Source organism: Bifidobacterium sp. UMB1197 (assembly GCF_030217745.1).
GTDB lineage: Bacteria > Actinomycetota > Actinomycetes > Actinomycetales > Bifidobacteriaceae > Bifidobacterium > Bifidobacterium vaginale_B.
The window spans coordinates 89,326-108,738 of record NZ_JASOOL010000001.1 but is presented as its reverse complement, the minus strand read 5'-3'; the positions used below and the strand labels follow the sequence as shown (position 1 = coordinate 108,738).

The following is a 19,413-nucleotide window of genomic DNA, read 5'->3' as shown; positions in this document are numbered from 1 at the left end:
AATGTGCAGAAAACAGATTCGATTACCGTAAAACGCTTGTATTGCAATACGTGAGACATGATTTTTTACACACTTTTTGGCCTATAACCCAAAAATTTTCAAATTTGCGAAGTGGGATTTGCTTAGTTTTAAAGCGCGTAAATCGTGTTACGCCGAAACGAGCGGCGTTATGTTGCCAATGCTGGATTCGTCAAATCGCAAAATGTCGTAGTCGCGTTGAAGGTTGAGCCAAAAATCTGGAGTTGTTCTAAAAGCTTTAGATAGCTTGTACGCCATTGCTACGCTGATTGCACGTTTACCGCTGAGAATCTCTCCAATAGCTGTTTGCGATGTGCCAATAGTGTGAGCAAGCTTGTATGAGCTTATTTTAAGAGGTTCCATAAATTCTTCGCGCAAGATTTCGCCTGGAGTGCTCAAATAGTTATCTGTGGTAGTCGTCGAAGTAGACATCGTAAGCTTCTTTCGTATTATCGTTCCATTTGAAAATTAGTCTGTACTGTTTATTTACTCTTATGCTCCAATATCCAAGTAAATTGCCTTTGAGTGGCTCAAGCTGATTGCCTGGCGGCGCTTTAAGATCTTGCAAACTGTGTGCAGCCTTTAGTATTTGTAGCTTTCTCTTTAGGATTTTTTCTAATCCTGTGGGGTAACCTTTGGGGTATGCTCCGCCGTATAGGTAATCATTAAGTTCCTTTTCTCTTGTTTCCATAAAACTATGCTAATGCATTGCGTTACTAACGTCAAGCGTTAGTGTTGTTTGTGTTAAAGTGGCGTTATGTTGCCGATGCTGGATTCGTCAAATCGCAATTATCTTTACTTTTTATGTTGATTATGGGAAAATAAGTAAAGATTTTAGTGTGTGAGTATATAAATTCGCAATAATTCATCTCAATAAAGCAAGGCAGCAGAAGAAAGAGAAGCGTTAAAAATGTATGATTACACGGGATTGAACAACATGCTACAAGAAAAAGGCGTTAAAAAATCGCAGTTAGCAGCCGAGTTGCATATTTCTTCTCGTACGATTGCAAAAATCTCAAAAGGTGAAAAACTATCAAACTTAGTAATCGCAAAAATCAGCAACTATTTACAATGTAAGCCGAGTGAATTGTATTGCTTAATCTCAGGTAATGCTATTTTGCAAAGGCTTAGGGAAGAAAAAGCGCATCGTATTCCAGGCGGAATTTATCACGAGCTTCAAATTCGCATGACGTACAACTCGAATCATATTGAAGGAAGCCAGCTAAGTGAAGATCAAACTAGGCGAATTTTTGAAACTAACACTATTGGTACCGAAGAAAATATGTACGGCGATAGTGCGAACAAAAGTGAAAACAAAGGTACAGTTGTTGGTGCAAATGCTAGTACAGCTATTAGGGTTGATGACATTGTTGAAACAGTGAATCATTTTCGTGCGATTGATTACTGCATTGATGTTGCTGAGGAGTCTCTTAGCGAAGACATGATTAAGCATTTACATTTGCTGCTTAAACGCGGAACAAGTGACGAGCTTCTACCTTGGTTTAGTGTGGGAGATTACAAGTTGCGCGCGAATGTTGTGGGCGGTGTGCAAACTTGCGAGCCTAAAAAAGTGCATGAGGAGATTAGCAAGTTGCTGGCAGAATACCTTGCTAAAACTGATTTGCAGCTAGAAGATATAGTTGATTTTCATTACAGGTTTGAGCAAATGCATCCATTTCAGGATGGTAATGGCAGGGTTGGGCGTTTGATTGCTTTTAAGGAATGTTTAAAGCATAATATTGTGCCGTTTATTATTGAGGATCGAAAGAAATATTACTATTATCGCGGTCTCAAAGAATACAGCAATGAGCGAGGATTCTTAGTTGAAACTTGCTGTGACGGTCAAGATACGTTCCGCGCGTTGTTAAAGCTTTTTGGGTTGTGACACGTTCTGTTTATTATGTTTTGCGGCTTGTGTGAATATTGGTTCACTTCGCAAAATTAAAAAATTTTCAAATTTGCGAAGTGGGATTTGCTCTATTTTAGTTATAATAGAAACATCGGGAGGTGTGCTATGAAGCTAATTGACAGGGATTTTTACTTAAATAGGCTGCAGGAACTTAAAGATGTGCCAGATATAAAGGTCATTACGGGAATTCGTCGAAGCGGTAAATCTAAACTGTTAGATGCTTTTAGTTCACGTATTCAACAAGATGCTAATGCGAATGTAATTCGAATAAATCTAAATCAAAAAAAGTATCAAAAACTTTTAGAAGAAGATGCTTTATATAATTACATTGAAGAACATTGTGTGGATGGTAAATCGAATTATCTTTTTGTAGACGAGATTCAACTTTGCAATGGCTTCGAACGTGTGATTAATAGTATTCATGATGAAGAATTATGCGACATATATGTTACTGGTTCTAACGCTTTTTTGCTTTCAAGTGATCTTGCTACGTTGTTTGGCGGTAGAGTGTTTGAAATTAGCATGTACCCATTTTCTTTTGCTGAATTTTGTAAATATTATTCAAAAACAGATAATGATGAAAGTTATATTGATAAGAGTGATATAGATAAGTATTTCGATGAATACTATGTACGTGGTGGAATGCCTGGATCTTATTTGTATAGAAAAGATTATGATGCGCGAAAGTATGTTGAAGGAATATATCGCACAACTATAGTGAAAGATATTGTACAAAAATATGGCATAGAAAACGAAGATTTACTTGTTATGATTGCGAATTTCCTTATGGACAATGTTGGTAATTGTACTTCGATTCGCAATGTTGCTTCTGCGTTAACATCAAAAACTTATAAAACTAATGACAAAACAGTTGGTGCTCATATTAGTTATTTATGTAAATCATTCATGTTCTACCCAATACAACGTTATGATATTAAAGGCAAGAAGTATCTTGAGTCAGATAAAAAGTATTATCTCGCTGATTTATCATTTAGGTTTTCGGAATTAGGTACTAGATATTCTGATGTTGGTCACTTGTATGAGAATCTGGTGGCTATTGAACTTTTAAGACGCGGATATGAAGTGTATGTTGGCAAGCTTTACACTAAGGAAATCGATTTTGTTGCAAAGAAGGACGGTAAGCTAACTTATATTCAAGTTTCTGACGATATTTCGCGCGAGGAGACTTTTGAACGAGAAATTAGTCCACTGTTATCTATAAAAGACGCTTACCCAAAGATGATTATTGCTCGTACTCGTCATGATGAGATGGAACAAGACGGTGTAAGAATAGTTGATATAGCGCGATGGCTATATGGGCGATGATTAGGATTGAATGCGCTTAATAAGGGTATTTTGTTTTTCTACTATTCTTCTCTTTCGCATATGGTTTAGCTTATTGATTGTGAAGGTTTACTTCGCAAAATTAAAAAATTTTCAAATTTGCGAAGTGAGATTTGATTGGTTTTGCGAAGTGTGATTTGCTCGGCATTAAAGCGCGTAAATCATGTTACGCTGAAACGAGTGGCGTTATGTTGCCGGCACTACTGATGCTTCTATAGTGCTGTTTTGCGAAAATGTCGGTATAGATGAGTATTTTTTGTGCGTTATGCCTTCATTTTGGCAAAATGTAGGTATAGAATATATTTTTACGTTAGCTATGCAATCATTTTGTGATAAATGCGTTATTTGCGTATAAGCAAAAATATCGCAAGCAAAATATTGCAAGACATTACTACAAAATCCTTAATAACGTAAACGCAATAACGTAAACGGAGTCGCATTATGGATTACAAAACAATACGCACAATAGTTGCAATGTCTAAAAGTAATGCAAAACCTTGTGATATTGCGGAAGAAGAATATCGATTGCGCATTGATAATCCTGCAACCTATCGTTCCGGAATCGTATTTGATGCGCATGAAATTTTTGCAACGTGCGTAACGGATCTTGTAACGCACATGAATGATATTGCGAATGCTGAAAAAACAGTTGAAAAAGCGTGGAACGAGTTACCACGGTTTGCTCAGCGCGAGTATTTAATGCAACTTATTGCAAAAGAAGTGCAAAATACCAACATTATTGAAGGCGTTCATAGTACTAGAAAAGAGCTTTCCAAAGCTCTTGATGCTGCAAACGAGCAGAATAAGCATACGCGTTTTAGTGAATTTACTAAGCTTTTTCTTGAGCTTGTAGATTCCGACGAGAATGTCACTTCGATTCCGCAAACTTTGCAAGATATACGAAAAATCTACGATCGAATTATGCAAGGCGAATTAGCGGCAAAAGACATTCCGGATGGAGAAATCTTTAGAAGTGGAAAAGTAAGTATTCGTGATGCTGCGGATAATGCAGTGCACGATGGCGATGCAACGGAAGCAGAAATTCAAGATCATTTAACGCAGATGTTGAGTTTGATGAATAGCAACGAAGTTCCAACGCTTATTAAGGCGTGCATGTGCCACTATGCTTTTGAGAGCGTGCACCCGTTTTACGATGGAAACGGCAGAACTGGGCGGTTTTTGCTTGCTTTGCAATTACACGAGCAGCTTTCGATGCCAACAATTTTGAGCTTAAGCTCTATAATTTATGCAGAAAAATCTGGATATTATGCTGCCTTTTCCAAATCGCAAGAACTGTTTAATTGCAATGATTTAACTATGTTTTGCTGCACAATGTTGGAATATGTTGAAAAAGCACAGAGCGAAGTATTAAACAATATTAGTGTGCAGTTAAAACAGATTGTTTACTGCTTGAATAAGATATTCGAGTTTTCCAAAAAAACAGCGATTTCTAAAGTGCAGCACGAAGTTCTTTCTATTTTGTTGCAAAATAAGCTTTTTTCGTATAATCCAACTCCAATGACTCGCAAGCAACTAAGCGAATACGTTGGTAATGCAATTGGTGAGCAGGTTGGTGAGAGAAAGATTGTGAGCGCGCTTAACGGTTTGATTGAGCTTGGAATGGTTGATTCTATTGGTGAGCGCCCTCTTCGGTATGAGCTTTCTAAAAAAGCGAATGAAATGTTTGCGTGAGGAAAGCGATGTTTAGAAACGTTGTGGCGATTGAGCATGCGCTTGGCACTGGGATTATTATCTCTAGCAGCGTGCCGATTTCGCAGCGCGTGCAGAAGCGGATTCGCGATTTTGTTGAAGAGTATGAATCGGTGCTTTCTAGGTTTCGTGCAGATTCGCTAGTTTCGCGCATGGCTTGTGCTTCTGCTGGCGGCGATTTTGAGTTTCCAACGTGGGCTGGGCCGCTTTTTGCGCTCTATAGCGAGTTTTACGCTGCTACTCACGGAGCTTTCGACGCTTGTATTGGTGCGGATCTGCTTGCGCTTGGCTACAACAATTCTGTGAAATTCGTTCCGGAATCTACTGTTAGCGCGAGTGAGAATAGTGGCAGTGTCAGTGGCGGCTGGGCTAATTATCGCCGTGCTTTGCCAGTTACGTGGGCAGATATTTCGCAAGATGGCGGCAGCACAACGCTCCACACAAATCAGCCAGTGCAGCTTGATTTTGGTGCAGCTGGAAAGGGCTATTTTGCAGATCTTGTAACACAGATTATTAAAGAGGAGCTTAGCGGCGATTTGCCTTCGGATTGTGATTCGCCTGCGGATTTTGATTTTTTGGTTAACGCTGGCGGAGATATGCGCGCTTGTTTTAGCGAAGAGAATAATCAAATAAAAGTGGCTCTGGAAAATCCGTTTGACACGACTCAAGCAGTTGCAGTGGCATCAATCGCAAGCGGAGCGTTGTGTGCTTCGTCTGCTGCAAGAAGGCGTTGGAAAGTAAAAAATGCAAGTGGCTTTGAGTCTAATTTAATTGCGACTCATTTGATTAATGCGCTTGACGGCATTCCTGCTTGCGATTTATGCGCAAGCTGGGCGTATGTGCCTAGCAAAACTTGCGATTTTCCAACAGCTTATGCCGATGCGCTCGCAACTGCGTTGTTTGTATCGAAAGAAAGCGATTTGCAAAAAATCCTGCAAACTACCAGTGCTGAGTTTGCTGTAATGCTGCCGAATAAAACACTTCGCAAAACGGCCGCCTTCCCAGCGCACTTTTTGCTGACTAATACCCAATAATGACTATGCGAGCTATCTTGCTTGCAAGAATCGAAGCTAGGCTAAGCAATACGGTAGCGTTGCTGCTGATTGTGCGCGTTTACAGTAGAATATTAAAGAACGCTTATTTAATTATTGCGTAATATTGCGTAATATTGCGCTTATTTAATTAGCTCATATATTGCGCATGCGCTTGCGCGAATTGCACGAATAGGGAGCAGTAAAATGGACACTCGCAAAGAAGAAGAACGCGCGGAATTGCATCGCACGATTTGGAAGATTGCCGACGATTTGCGAGGTTCCGTTGATGGTTGGGATTTTAAAGCATACGTATTGTGCACTATGTTTTATCGCTATATTTCCGAGAATTTATGCGATTATATTAATAAAAACGAGCACGAATCTAAAGACGGCGATCCAAACTTTGATTATGCGAAAATAAGCAATGAAGATGCCGAGCCTCTTCGCAGTGAGATGATTAGTGAAAAAGGCTTCTTTATACTTCCTAGCGAACTGTTTTGCAATGTGCTTAAGAATGCTCCTCAAGATAGTAATTTAAACGAAACATTGAGCCGCGTGTTCCGCAATATTGAAGCTTCTTCTCAAGGAACTGATTCGTCTGGCGATTTTAAGGGATTATTCTCTGATTATGATGTGAATAACATTAAGCTTGCAGACACTGTTGAAGGCCGCAATAAGCGTTTTGTTAAGTTATTACAAGTGATTAGTGAGATGAGGCTTGGCAGTGTAAGCAACAATGTGATTGAGGCTTTTGGTGATGCTTACGAATATTTGATGGGCTTGTATGCTTCTAACGCTGGCAAGTCTGGCGGCGAATACTTTACGCCTGCAGAAGTCTCAATGTTGCTCACGCGCCTTGGAACAGTTGGAAAATCAAGCATTTCAGACGTATACGACCCAGCATGCGGATCCGGGTCGCTTCTTCTAAAAGCCAAAAAAGTACTCGGCATTGAAAACATTAACGGTAGTTTCTACGGTCAAGAAAAGAACGTTACTAGCTACAACTTGTGCCGCATGAACATGTTTTTGCACGATGTGAATTTTAAGAAGTTTGAGATTACGTGCGGCGATACTCTTATAAAACCGATAATCAAGGATAATAAAAAGTTTGAGCTAGTGGTTTCTAATCCGCCTTATTCCACAAGTTGGGAGGGGGATTCTAATCCGTGTATGATTAATGATCCTCGTTTTGCTCCAGCTGGCGTGCTTGCTCCAAAAAGCAAGGCAGATATGGCGTTTGTTTTGCACTGCTTGGCGTATTTGTCAGAAAATGGTGCTGCTGCAATTGTTTGCTTCCCAGGAATTATGTACCGAGGCGGAGCTGAGCAAAAAATTCGCCAATATTTAATTGAGCATAATGCTGTTGATTGCGTGATTCAACTTCCGAGCAACTTGTTCTTTGGCACTTCGATTGCTACGTGCATTATGGTTTTGCGCAAAAACAAGCGGAATGATACTTCTGTACTGTTTGTTGATGCTAGCCGAGAGTTTGTAAAGTCAACGAATAGTAACAAGCTTTCGGACGGGAACATTGAGCAGATTGTTAAGTGGTACACTTCTAGGCAAGATGTGGAGCATATTGCGCACGTGGCATCTTTGGAAGAAGTGGAATCCAATAAATACAATCTTTCCGTTTCTACGTACGTTGAAGCGGAAGATACTCGCGAAAAGATTGATATCGTAAAGCTAAATGCTGAAATCAAGGAAATAGTTGCCCGTGAAGAAATCTTAAGAAAAGCAATTGATGAGATTATTGCAGAAATTGAGGTGCAGTAATGAGTAGGTTAGATGAACTGATTCAGAAATTGTGTCCGAATGGGGTGGAATACAAAACTATAGGTACTATTTGTGAAACATTAAAAAAAGCCACTTTGAAGAAGGGCGAACTAAAATCCGAAGGATACCCAGTCATAAATTCGGGACGTACATTATACGGTTATTACGATAAATATAATAATGAAGGCCCTGCTTTTACTGTGGCTGCACGTGGGGAATATGCAGCTTTTGTCAATTATTTTGACAAAAGGTTTTGGGCTGGAGGATTGTGTTACCCATATAAGTCAAAATATGAGAGTAAAACCTCGACAAAATTCATATACTATAGTTTAAAAAATATTCAGCAGAGAATCAGGGATGGAATAGTAGCTGAAGGCAGTATTCCTGCACTAAATAAAAGTGATTTCGAGAATATCAAGCTACCCGTCCCTCCTCTGGAGGTACAACGTGAAATTGTCCGCATATTGGATAATTTCACAGAGCTTACAGCAGAGCTTACAGAGAATCTTACAGCAGAGCTTACAGATCGTAAAAAGCAATACGAATATTACCGCGATACTTTGCTTACATTTGACGACAACAATCCTCTTCACTCGCTTATCTCACACTACTGCCCGAATGGTGTGGAGTATAAGAAGATTGGTGATATTGCTACGGATGTATTCAGAGGTTATGGAATTAAAAAAGATCAGGTGACTTCTACTGGAATACCGTGCGTTAGATATGGGGAAATTTATACTAAATATAATTTATGGTTTGATTCTTGCTTTTCTCATACAGATGAATCTTTAATTACAAATAAAAAGTATTTTGAACATGGGGATATTCTATTTGCAATTACTGGTGAGAGTGTTGAAGACATTGCTAAATCATGCGCTTATGTTGGTAATGAAAAATGTTTAGCTGGCGGAGATATTGTTGTCGTAAAACATAATCAAAATCCTAAGTATTTGAGCTATGCATTATCAACTACTGATGCTCGTTTGCAAAAAAGTTCTGGAAAAGTTAAAAGCAAGGTCGTTCATGCTAGCACAGAATCAATTAAAGGAATAATTCTTCCCGTTCCGCCTCTAGAAGTACAGAATCAAATCGTACAAATTCTGGATCGCTTTGACGCATTGTGCAATGATTTAACTCAAGGCTTGCCTGCAGAAATCGAAGCTAGACGCAAGCAATACGAGTATTATCGCAATCTTCTTCTAGCCTTCAAGCGTGCGTAATGTAGTTATGCACAATTTATGTCAAGCAAACTATAAAAGCGTATTTAGTATTACAATTTACATAAAGTTACATTTCTAGTGAGACTCGCCGAAGCGATTGAGGAGGTAAGAAATGTCTGCTAAACTCAACAGTAATAGCAGCCCCCTAAGCCTACTAACAGTGCTCAAACCTGGGGGTTCTTCTTTGCCTCTTACCCAAATTGTGAAAAAGATATGATGTGAGTAAGAAGGAAGCAAAATGAAAATCGTGTTAGAGAATCAAGATAGCACTGTAATGTCTACGTTTGCGCCAAGTGTGCGCAACGACAGCAGCTATCAAAGCGAAGCACAACTCGAAGAAGAGTTCATTAACATTTTGCAATCCCAAGGCTACGAGTACGCTCATATTCACAGCGAGAAAGATCTTATAGCAAACCTTCGCGTGCAAATCGAAAAGCTCAACGATTACCATTTTTCAAATGATGAGTGGGAAAGATTTTTCAAAGAAAATATTGCAAACAGCACTGACGATATAGTTAAGAAAACAGATACTATTCAGCGAGATAACGTTAAAATACTCAAAAAAGATGACGGCACAGATAAGAACATTACTATTATTGACAAAGAAAATATTCACAAGAATATTGTGCAAGTAATCAACCAGTATGCTGTTAACGCAAACGATAATGCAAACAATAATTATGCAAATGGCCCTGCGCGTAGTAATCGTTACGATGTGACTGTTCTAGTAAACGGCTTGCCAATGGTTCATATTGAGCTAAAGCGCAGAGGTGTGCCTATTAGAGAAGCGTTCAATCAGATTAACCGTTATGCTCGGGACTCATTTTGGGCTGGAAGCGGACTATTTGGATACGTGCAAATTTTTGTAATCTCAAACGGCACTGAGACAAAGTATTACTCCAACTCAACTCGCAATAATGCTTACAACGAGCAGAAAAGTAAAGGATCTAGCAACACAACAACAAGTAACAGTTTTGAATTTACAAACTATTGGTCCGATGCTCAAAACACTATAATCTCCGACTTATGCGATTTTGCTAAAACATTCTTTGCAAAGCACGTGATTCTTAACATTCTTACAAAATATTGTGTTTTTAATGCAGAAGATTGCTTGATGGTTATGCGTCCATACCAGATTACTGCAGCAGAAAACATAGTGAATCGCGTAAAATACATGTTTGCTAATGCGAGCAAAGCGCCAGCATCAGAGCGTCAAAAGGGTGGTTATGTTTGGCATACTACTGGATCTGGCAAAACGCTAACCAGCTTCAAAACATCGCAGCTAGTAAAAGCTTTGAAAGACGCAGAAGGCAATAATCTTGTTGACAAAGTTTTGTTTGTTGTAGACCGTAAAGATCTTGACTATCAAACAATGAGAGAATACGACAGGTTTGAAAAAGGAGCCGCAAATAGTAACACTTCAACATCTGTGCTTACAAAACAGCTAGAAGACAATACGGAAGAATGCAGGCTTATTATAACCACTATTCAAAAGCTTAGTAGATTTATAAGCAGCAACCCGAGTCATGAAATTTACAAAAAGCGCATAGTGTTTATTTTTGACGAATGCCACAGAAGCCAGTTTGGAGGCATGCATGCAGATATTGTAAAACACTTTAAAAATGCTCTGCTTTTTGGGTTTACTGGCACGCCAATTTTTGAAGCGAACGCTGCTGGCTCCGACGCTACGCATCTTTCTACAACCGAGCAAACTTTCGGGCCTTGCTTGCACACGTATACAATCATTAACGCGATTAACGATAAAAACGTGTTGCCATTCCGCGTGGAATACGTTGCTACTGTAAAAACATCGAGCGAGCTGGAAAAAGCAACCGACGAATTGGTTAAAGATATTAATCGACCCGATGTAATTAGGCACAAAGATCGCGTGCATAATGTTGTTCAATACATTATTGAGCATTTTACTCAAAAAACGTATAGAAATGAGAAAACTTACAAGTACAAGCGCATTCTTAACGTTAAAGAACTTGCTGCAGATAAGCACAATACTTTAGAGGCTAAAAAATCTTCTGAAGCAGTTGACGTAAACGGCTTTAATTCAATCTTTGCTGTTGCAGACATTCCTCTTGCAAAATTGTATTACAACGAGTTCAAAAAACAACAGCAAAATCTGCCTCCAAGAGAACGCTTAAAAGTAGCAACTATTTTCAGCTATGCAGTAAACGAGGGTGAGTCAGATTCTTCGGAGTACGCCAACGGCATGGGTGCTCTTGGAGAAGAAAATTCCGAAAGCACGGCAAATCTAGATGCAAATTCGCAAGAATTCTTGGAAAGCGCAATAAAAGACTATAACGAAATGTTTAATACTGCGTATGATGCGTCAAATAACAAATTCCAAAACTATTACAAAGACGTTTCAATTCGCATGAAGAATAAGGAAATTGACGTTTTGATTGTAGTCAACATGTTCCTAACTGGCTTTGATGCAACAACTTTGAACACGCTTTGGGTAGATAAAAATCTTCGCATGCATGGGCTTATTCAAGCGTTTTCGCGCACAAATCGAATCTTGAACTCCGTTAAAACATTCGGAAACATTGTGTGCTTTAGGGATTTGAGCTATCAAGTTGACAAAGCGGTAGCTCTTTTTGGAGATAAAGATGCGCAAGGTATTGTGCTTTGCCCTACGTTTGAGCAGATTTTTAACGGTTACGTTGACGCTAAAGGAATTGAGCGCTGTGGATACAGTGATTTAGTAAATGAGCTTATGGAAAAGTATCCGCTGCAAGGATTGAACATTGTTGGAGAAGAGAATCAGAAAAAGTTTATATCGCTTTTTAGCAATATTTTGCGCTTGCGTAACATGCTGAAAGCTTTCGATCAATTTGAAGGCAACGAAATAATCAAAGAGCGCGATATGCAAGATTACTTGGGGCATTACCAAGATTTGCATGAAGAATGGAAGCGCAAAGAGCAAAAAGGCGATATTGCAAACATTACGGACGATGTTGTGTTTGAGATGGAGCTTGTGCGCCAAGTAGAAGTAAATATTGACTACATTTTGATGTTAGTAGAACATTACCATAGCAAGCATTGTAAAGATAAAAATGTTCTTGCTTCTATTAAGGTGGCGATTGACGCTAGCCCGCAGTTGCGTAGTAAAAAGAAGCTTATTGAAGGGTTTATTGCGCAGCTTAACGAGAATGAGCTTGAGAAGCTTGTGAATTATGGTGATACAACTACTGTTTACGATTCGAACGGCAACAAGGTGAGTATTGTTGATTGCTGGAGCGAGTATGTTGAGCAAAAGTATAATCATGATTTGGCGCAACTTGTGCAAAGCGAAGGATTAAACGATTCTTTGACTCGCAAGTTTATGGAGAAATCTTTTAGCGCTGGCGAAGTAAGTGAGCTTGGTACAGACATTAATGATTTAATGCCTAGAATGAGCAGATTTGGCTCTGCAGCTAAGGCGCGCGCTGAAAAGAAAAGTCGCATTGTGGAAAGCATGAGAAAACTGTTTGATGAGTTTGTTGGACTTGTTGGTTTTTCTCAATATGATTCCCAGTACGAAAGATAATTCTCATTATCAATATCATTTTTGTAATATTTGCGAGTTTTTTGCGCTGAACTATATCAATCTACCTGATATATCGATATTATGTTGATGGGGTTACTTGCGAGGTGACTTTAAATAGAACAAAACGGAACAAAGTCCAAATAAAACGGAACAAGCCGCGATAAAGTCGCCAAAAAATTTAAACGATTAAAACTAAAAATAAAACTAAAACTAAAAAATAGGACGAAAACAGAAGAAGTTGGGTGCGCTCAATGGGGATTAGAGCCAAAGGAGATATGGAGACATTATGCACGCGTGTGCAAAAGCGCGCCAAAAAACGTCGCGCTTAGTAGCGCTTTTAGCATCAGTATGCGTTTTTGTATGCTGCGCAACGGGTTTTGCAGGGCTTGCAGGGCTCGCTGGTTTTGCTGGTCTAATCGCAGCTCCAACGCCTGCTTATGCTACGGATGCCAATAAAACATACAACACTTGGTCGGAAGTTTCGTCAGCTGTTGCAAGTCAGCTAGAACAAGGCAAAAGCGAGTATGCAAACGCAAATATGGCAGGAGCAGCAACCAGGTTTCAAGCCGCATACAACTCTGTCTATGTAGCTTCAAACATGATTACTGTTGTGCGAGATACTATTGGCCAGAATAAAGTTCAATCGCAGCAAGATCAGTTCCAACAATTACAAACGCTGGTCTATCAGCAAAATCAGGCCGCGCAAATTAGCGAAGTCGTATCTGCTCTAGAAGAAGACGTTGCGCAAACTGCGGCTCAGCTAGACGCAAACGCAAATCTAGATAAGCCAAATGTTTATGCATCCAAATTGCGCGCGCAAATCGCAAAAGAACGCAAAAAGCTCGATGCTGCAAAAAAGAAGAATCTTGGGCGAAACGGCAGAACTTGGAGCCAAGTAGCGCGAGAAATGAACGTTATACTCGATAAGTCTGCATCAACGTACAAAGCAGCAAAAGCAAATAAGCAAGAAGTTGCCAAAGCCGTTGATTTAGTAAACGAAGCCTACTATCAGTATTACGAAAAGCTCGGCTTTGAAAAGAACGTTATGAACGCAATAAGCGGAAGCCGAGTAAGCACTGTTGAATATCAATTCAAAGAGTGCAGGCAGGCTATGAACAATGGCAAATCATTTGCGCAAACAAAAAAGCTGTTTACAGATCTTAAGTCAATGCTTATTGAAGATGCATCCAAGCTAGACGGCGGAGCGGCGGCTAATGCCAATGTGTTTATGCAATTTATAACAAGCTCTTTTGGCCAGGCTTTTATAATCTTGTTGCGCGAAGGGTTGGAAGCTCTGCTGGTTGTGGCTGCAATAATCGCGTATCTTATTAAATCTGGGCACAAGCACATGGTTAAGTACATTTACATGGGTCTTGTTGCTGGAATTGCGGCGTCGCTTGTTGTTGCTGCGCTATTTGGATTGTTGTTCAATGGCTCTGGACCGCAGCAAGAGATTACGGAAGGCGTTGTGGCGCTGTTTGCAATGCTCATGCTGCTTTATACAAGCAATTGGATGATTTCAAGGTCTTCCGTGCAAGCGTGGAATGCGTATATTCGCAATCAAACAACGGCAGCTGTTTCTAAAGGCAGCCTGATTTCTCTAGCGTTGCTGAGCTTCCTAGCTGTGTTTAGAGAAGGCGCAGAAACTGTGATTTTCTACCAGGCGATTTTTGCCGTTTCAAGCGGAGCTGACTCCATGATTTGGGGCGGATTTGCAGCAGCGGCCGCCGTGCTGGTTGTAATCTTCTTGCTGATCCGCTTTGCGTCTGTTCGCATACCAATTCGCCCGTTCTTTGCAGGAACCAGTGCGCTTATGTGCATTTTAGTGGTGATTTTTGCTGGCGGAGGTGTGCATGCGCTTATAGAGGGCGATGCGCTCGCTGGCGCGTATATTCAAGGCTTGCCAACTAACGATTGGCTTGGATTCTATCCGTACGTTGAAACGATTGCGGCGCAAGTCGTAGCTGCAATCGTAGTTGTGGCACTGCTGTGCGCGAGTTTTGTGCGCGCGCGAAAGCACAAAGCAACCGTTAGCAACAGTTAGCAACAGTTAACGGATAAGTCAAAACTAAAAATCAAAACTAAAAATCAAGCAATAATAAACAATAACTAATAGAAAAGGTTAGATATGAAGAATAAAAAGATGATGGCAATTGCAGCCTTAGCGCTTGCAGGAATGCTAACACTCACTGGCTGTGGCGCAAACGGAAACGCAGCAAAGTCTGCTGCTAAGCCACAATCATCTGAGCAGAAGGCCGACGATAAGGGTGGAGACAAGGGCTTTGAAGAGGTTCCAGTTGGACCTCACCAAGACCAGAACATTGGCCCGCTTACGATTGGCGCTGTGTACTTCCAGCCAGTCGACATGGTTCCAGCAGGCATGGGCTTAAAGGCAAGCGAGGCAAGCTTCCACCTTGAGGCAGATATTCACGCAAACAAGAAAGGTACACAGCTTGGCTACGGCAAGGGTGAGTTTATTCCAGATTTGACTGTGAATTATCAAATTGTTGATAAGGCGAGCGGTGAAGCCGTTGTAAAGGGTACGTTTATGCAAATGAACGCTTCCGACGGCCCACACTACGGCGCAAATGTTAAGCTCGATAAGGCTGGAAACTACAAGTTAGTGCTTTCGGTTGAATCGCCAGAAAAGAAGGGTTGGATGCTTCACGTAGATCCTGCTACGGGTGTGGATGGCCGATTCTGGACTGAGCCAATTACCGCCACCTTTGACGATTGGAAGTACACTCCACGTCAGTGGTAGTTTGCCAGTGGTAGTTTTTACGAATAAAAACAACAAATAAATAATGCATAATGCATAAATAATGCATAATGCATAAATAAAAAACAAAAATCATGTAAACAGCAAAGGAGGGAACATGCTCAGGATGTTCGTTACAGTACTTCCAGGGCTGCTCCCTCTTGCGCTGCTTACAATGGGATTAAGCGCAACGCTAAGCGTTGGCGAGGGGCGAGATAAACCAATCAGTTCCCGCTGGCGATTTTTTGGCTTGATTTTTGGAACAGTTGCGGCTCTTGTTTTTGCATTTTTGCGCGCAAGCGTGGTGATTAATCAGCGCAATTTTGTGAATCTTCCAGCGCTTTGCATTGCTGTTCCGCTAGATGTTGCAACAATCGCTTGTATTGCAGTATCTGGAAAAACTGTTGCAAAATGGCGCAAAAATCCGCTGCTCTTGCACATAAGCAATGCAATTGGCGCGCTCTGCCTAGCGTTTACAGTGTTTTACGCGCTCCCAGACGTGATTTTGCAGCTTACGATTTTCGTTGACTCCAGCACGCCTCCGTTTACTTCTAGTATGCTTCTTCGCGCTCTAGGATTTATTCTTGGCGCGGCTGCTGCGATTTGCATAAGTCTTATGGTGCGCTCTTTGCGCACAACCGCGAGTATTGGCGCCTTTAAAATCGCAATTATTCTAAGCTTAATAATTTTGCTAATTCAGCATTTAACGTCTTTGCTGCAAATTATGCAAGGAAGTATTTTGCTGTATATAGACGATTTTTCGTTTAGCATTCTTGTTTGGCTTATAAACAATGCTCCGCTTATAATAATCGCCCAAATATGTGTTTTTTTGATTCCAGCTGTATCTTCTATAATCCGCGGTGCTAGAACAAAAGTTGTGGGAGAAAATCCTGCACAAATCCGCGCAAAGCGAGCGTTTAAGCGCAAGTCTAGAAGGTCCGCGCTCGCGGCGCTAATGGCTGCAATCGTAGTAATACTTACGCTTACCGCTGGCGTGTCTCTTATGAATATTAAGCCAACGCTTACGCCTCCAGAACCGTACGAGTTGCATGATGGCGTAGCAACAATCAACTTTGTGCAAATTAGCGATGGCCACTTGCATAGATTCCAATACAAAGCTAAAGATGGCACTATTATGCGCTTTATAATCATCAAGAAAAATGGTGGAGCGTATGGTGTGGGCTTGGATGCTTGCGAAAATTGTGGCGATGCAGGCTACTACGAAAAAGACGGCAAGATAATCTGCAGAAAATGCGATGTTGCAATAAATTTGGCGACTATTGGATTTAAGGGCGGATGCAACCCGATTCCATTCCCGTACAAGGCTGGTGGCGGCAAAATTACCATTCACACAGCCGATTTAGACGTGCTTAGCTCGCACTTTAAGTAGAGGTGCCTGCAAATGTTTATGATTCGAATGGTTGCGCGCTCCCTTGCTAGGCAGATTAAAAAGCGAGTTCTTATAGCTGTTGTTGTGTGCTTGAGTGCGTGTGTAAGCGTTGCAATGCTTAGCGTTGTGTACGACGTTGGAGACAAAATTAACGCGGAGCTTAGCTCTTACGGATCCAATATTATTGTTCAGCCTAAGTCGAATGCCGTTGTAAACGACTTGTATGCGTCTCGCACAAAGTCAGCTTATAGTAACTCGCAAACTTCGCAAACTTCGCAATCTTCGCAAACTTTGGCGGATGCGGAAAGCGAAGAATCTACCGCTTTTTTGAAGGAATCGGATGCTGCAAAAATCAAAATGATTTTTTGGGCGTTTAATATAACGAATTTTGCGCCAAAACTAACGATTTACGCAAATCTTAAAGCAAATTCTTCTGCCGAATCTGCTAAATCCGCCAATTCTGCTAAATCCACTAATTCAGTAGTCCCGATTGTTGGCACGTGGTTTAATCGCAAGCTTGCGCTCGCTTCTGGAGAAACAACAGTTGTTGGCGTGCAAGGAATGCGGTCTTGGTGGAAGATGCTTGAAGGCAGATTCCCGCGCGATTTTAAGCACGAAGCCGCTGTTGGCACAAATCTTGCTAAAAGTCATAATCTAAAAGTTGGTCAGCTAATAAAACTAACTCGTTCTGGCAGGCAAATCTTACTTAAAATTGTTGGCATCTACGATTCTGGAGATAGCGACAATAACGCGATTTACGCGGATTCCAGCCAGGCACAGCATCTTGCAAATAAGCCAAATATGGTTGAGGCGATTGAAGTTAAAGCATTGACTACGCCAGAAAACGATTTAGCTCGTAAAGCGGCGAAGAATCCAGCGGCTCTTAGCCAAGAAGAGTGGGAGACGTGGTATTGCACAGCATACCCAAGCTCGATTACTTACCAAATTGAAGAAGTGATTCCAGGAGCTGTTGCAAAGCAAGTGCGGCAAGTTTCGGCTATGCAAGGCAGTGTACTTAACAAGACGCGTGCTGTGATGGTACTTATGACGGCGCTTAGCTTGATTGCGGCGGCTGTTGCGGTTGCAAATCTTATGGCGGCTGCGATTTCGGAGCGCTCGGGGGAGCTTGCGCTGCTTAAGGCGCTGGGTGCGCGCGATGGCGCTGTTGCGCGGCTAATGCTTATGGAAACAGCGGTTATTGCGTGCGTTGGTGCGTTTATTGGCATGATTGCAGGCTTTGGAGTTGCGCAAGTGATTGGATTTGGCGTATTTGGTTCCGCGATTTCGCTTCGACCAATGGTGTTTGTGCTGGTGTTTGTGCTTCTTGCGATTACTGTTCTTGCTGCCGCTGGCTCTTCTATTCGCTCTATTTTGCATGTGCGTCCTGCGGAGGTGCTTCATGGGCGTTAAATCTGGTTCGGGTATGACTTCTAATAGCGCAATGTTTGCGACTATGCTTTTTGGCGCTGTTTTTCGCCGAAAGTCGCGTGCGCTTATGGCAGTAGTTGCCACTCTTGTTGGTGCCGCTACGCTGTTTTGCTTGGCTGCAATTTGCATTGTTGTTCCTCAACAAATGAGTGACGAAATGCGCACGTACGGGGCGAATATTATTGTGACGCCGCTTGCAGGCGAGTGGAAAAATGGCATTGATCGCGCAATGGTTTTGCACACTAACGACATGGTTCTTGCAAAAGGTGCTATGCGATCTGCTACCTACCGTTACGAAAATGTGCGCATTAATACGGCTCCGTATGTGCTCGCTGGAGTGGATGTTTCCGCTGTTAAGTCGCTTAATAAGCATTGGAACGTGGATGGCGCCTGGCCTAGCAGTGGTAACGTTATGGTTGGGCGAGATGTTGCTTCGGCTATGGGATTGAAGATTGGTTCGCGCATTGCAATCGCGTATCGCGCTGGCGATAATTCCCCAGATTCGCACAAGCCCGCGCAAAAATCGCAAGGTAATCAAGCAGAAAATCAAGCAGATAAATCTTCCTCAAAAAAGCTTGTTGAAGGCAGAGTTTCCACAGATATTATGGATACTCACGGCACAACTTTCCGCGTTTGCGGCATTTTAGATACGGGAGACGCCGAAGATTCCATGCTTTACGCAACTAACGCGGATTTGCGTGCGCTTACAGGCGTTAAGCGCGGTGCGGACGTGATTGCTTACTCATCTTCTGCGCCGAACGTAGATGCTGTTGTGCGCAGCATTAACGATATGACTTCTATGCGTGTTCGCGCGCAACAAGTTACTAAAGTTACGGCGGCAGATACTGGCATTATTGCTATGCTTCGCAGCCTATTTTGGATTGTTTCGCTGGTTGTTCTTGCGTTGATGATGGTTGGCGTAAGCACTACGATTTCTTCGATTGTGCAGCAGCGCCGAAATGAGATTGGCTTGCGCAAAGCTTTGGGTGCAAGCGCTAAGAGCATTGGCATTGAGTTCACTGCGGAATCTGGGCTTTATGGCTTTATTGGCGGAATCGCTGGTACAGCAGTAGGGTATGGATTTGCGCGATTGCTTGCGTCAATGGTGTTTGCGCGAGATTTGAGCGTGAATTGGTGGCTGGTGGCGTTTTCTATTGTGTTTAGCGTTGCAGCGTCTTGCGTTGCTGCGTTGCCGCCTGTTTTGCGAGCCTCAAAAATCGACCCTGCGATTGTGCTTCGAGAAGAATAGCTTTTATAGTGTTTTTAGAATGTTTTTAGAATGTTT

The 19,413-nt window shown here is 41.6% G+C and carries 14 protein-coding genes; 12 read left to right on the top strand and 2 right to left on the bottom strand.

The window, feature by feature from the left end:
• Window positions 1-147: 147 nt before the first annotated feature.
• Together QP420_RS00450 and QP420_RS00445 are read right to left on the bottom strand one after the other, a co-directional pair.
• The gene (locus QP420_RS00450) at window positions 148-450 is read right to left on the bottom strand and encodes a HigA family addiction module antitoxin (RefSeq protein WP_415695481.1); all 303 of its coding nucleotides are present in this window, start codon (window positions 448-450) and stop codon (window positions 148-150) included.
• Entirely contained in the window at window positions 422-709 is a 288-nt protein-coding gene (locus QP420_RS00445; protein ID WP_415695482.1) for a type II toxin-antitoxin system RelE/ParE family toxin, read from the bottom strand. Before QP420_RS00445 ends, QP420_RS00450 begins: the two co-directional genes overlap by 29 nt.
• 219 nt (window positions 710-928) lie before the next feature.
• Here QP420_RS00445 and QP420_RS00440 point away from each other — a divergent pair, with 219 nt between their 5' ends.
• From QP420_RS00440 to QP420_RS00385, 12 genes are all read left to right on the top strand, one after another.
• The gene (locus QP420_RS00440) at window positions 929-1,903 is read left to right on the top strand and encodes a Fic family protein (protein ID WP_481616275.1); all 975 of its coding nucleotides are present in this window, start codon (window positions 929-931) and stop codon (window positions 1,901-1,903) included.
• Window positions 1,904-2,032: 129 nt separating this feature from the next.
• Complete coding sequence (locus QP420_RS00435) at window positions 2,033-3,253, top strand: ATP-binding protein (RefSeq protein ID WP_481616274.1); 1,221 nt, start codon at window positions 2,033-2,035, stop codon at window positions 3,251-3,253.
• Between the two features lie 459 nt (window positions 3,254-3,712).
• Window positions 3,713-4,963: a Fic family protein gene (locus QP420_RS00430; protein ID WP_481616273.1), complete on the top strand. Its 1,251-nt coding sequence runs from the start codon at window positions 3,713-3,715 to the stop codon at window positions 4,961-4,963.
• Between the two features lie 23 nt (window positions 4,964-4,986).
• Window positions 4,987-6,015, top strand: a complete 1,029-nt coding sequence (locus QP420_RS00425; protein ID WP_481616345.1) for an FAD:protein FMN transferase — start codon at window positions 4,987-4,989, stop codon at window positions 6,013-6,015.
• A 204-nt stretch (window positions 6,016-6,219) separates the two neighbouring features.
• Window positions 6,220-7,791 carry a type I restriction-modification system subunit M gene (locus tag QP420_RS00420; protein WP_481616272.1) on the top strand — a complete coding sequence of 524 codons (1,572 nt, stop codon included), beginning with the start codon at window positions 6,220-6,222 and terminating at the stop codon, window positions 7,789-7,791.
• Window positions 7,791-9,011 (top strand): restriction endonuclease subunit S, encoded by a 1,221-nt coding sequence (locus tag QP420_RS00415; protein WP_481616271.1) that lies wholly within the window; start codon window positions 7,791-7,793, stop codon window positions 9,009-9,011. Before QP420_RS00420 ends, QP420_RS00415 begins: the two co-directional genes overlap by 1 nt.
• Before the next feature lie 238 nt (window positions 9,012-9,249).
• A complete protein-coding gene (locus QP420_RS00410; RefSeq protein WP_481616270.1) occupies window positions 9,250-12,552 on the top strand; it encodes a type I restriction endonuclease subunit R in 3,303 nt (1,100 codons plus the stop codon).
• 286 nt (window positions 12,553-12,838) lie between these two features.
• A complete protein-coding gene (locus tag QP420_RS00405) occupies window positions 12,839-14,596 on the top strand; it encodes an FTR1 family iron permease (RefSeq protein WP_481616269.1) in 1,758 nt (585 codons plus the stop codon).
• Between the two features lie 84 nt (window positions 14,597-14,680).
• Window positions 14,681-15,313, top strand: coding sequence for an iron transporter (locus QP420_RS00400; RefSeq protein WP_060787087.1), 633 nt, complete (start codon window positions 14,681-14,683; stop codon window positions 15,311-15,313).
• A gap of 115 nt (window positions 15,314-15,428) precedes the next feature.
• The gene (locus QP420_RS00395; protein ID WP_060787088.1) at window positions 15,429-16,700 is read left to right on the top strand and encodes a DUF2318 domain-containing protein; all 1,272 of its coding nucleotides are present in this window, start codon (window positions 15,429-15,431) and stop codon (window positions 16,698-16,700) included.
• Window positions 16,701-16,712: 12 nt separating this feature from the next.
• The gene (locus tag QP420_RS00390) at window positions 16,713-18,110 is read left to right on the top strand and encodes an ABC transporter permease (protein ID WP_481616268.1); all 1,398 of its coding nucleotides are present in this window, start codon (window positions 16,713-16,715) and stop codon (window positions 18,108-18,110) included.
• Complete coding sequence (locus QP420_RS00385; RefSeq protein WP_481616267.1) at window positions 18,100-19,377, top strand: ABC transporter permease; 1,278 nt, start codon at window positions 18,100-18,102, stop codon at window positions 19,375-19,377. The genes QP420_RS00390 and QP420_RS00385 overlap by 11 nt, the downstream gene beginning before the upstream one ends.
• Window positions 19,378-19,413 lie beyond the last annotated feature (36 nt).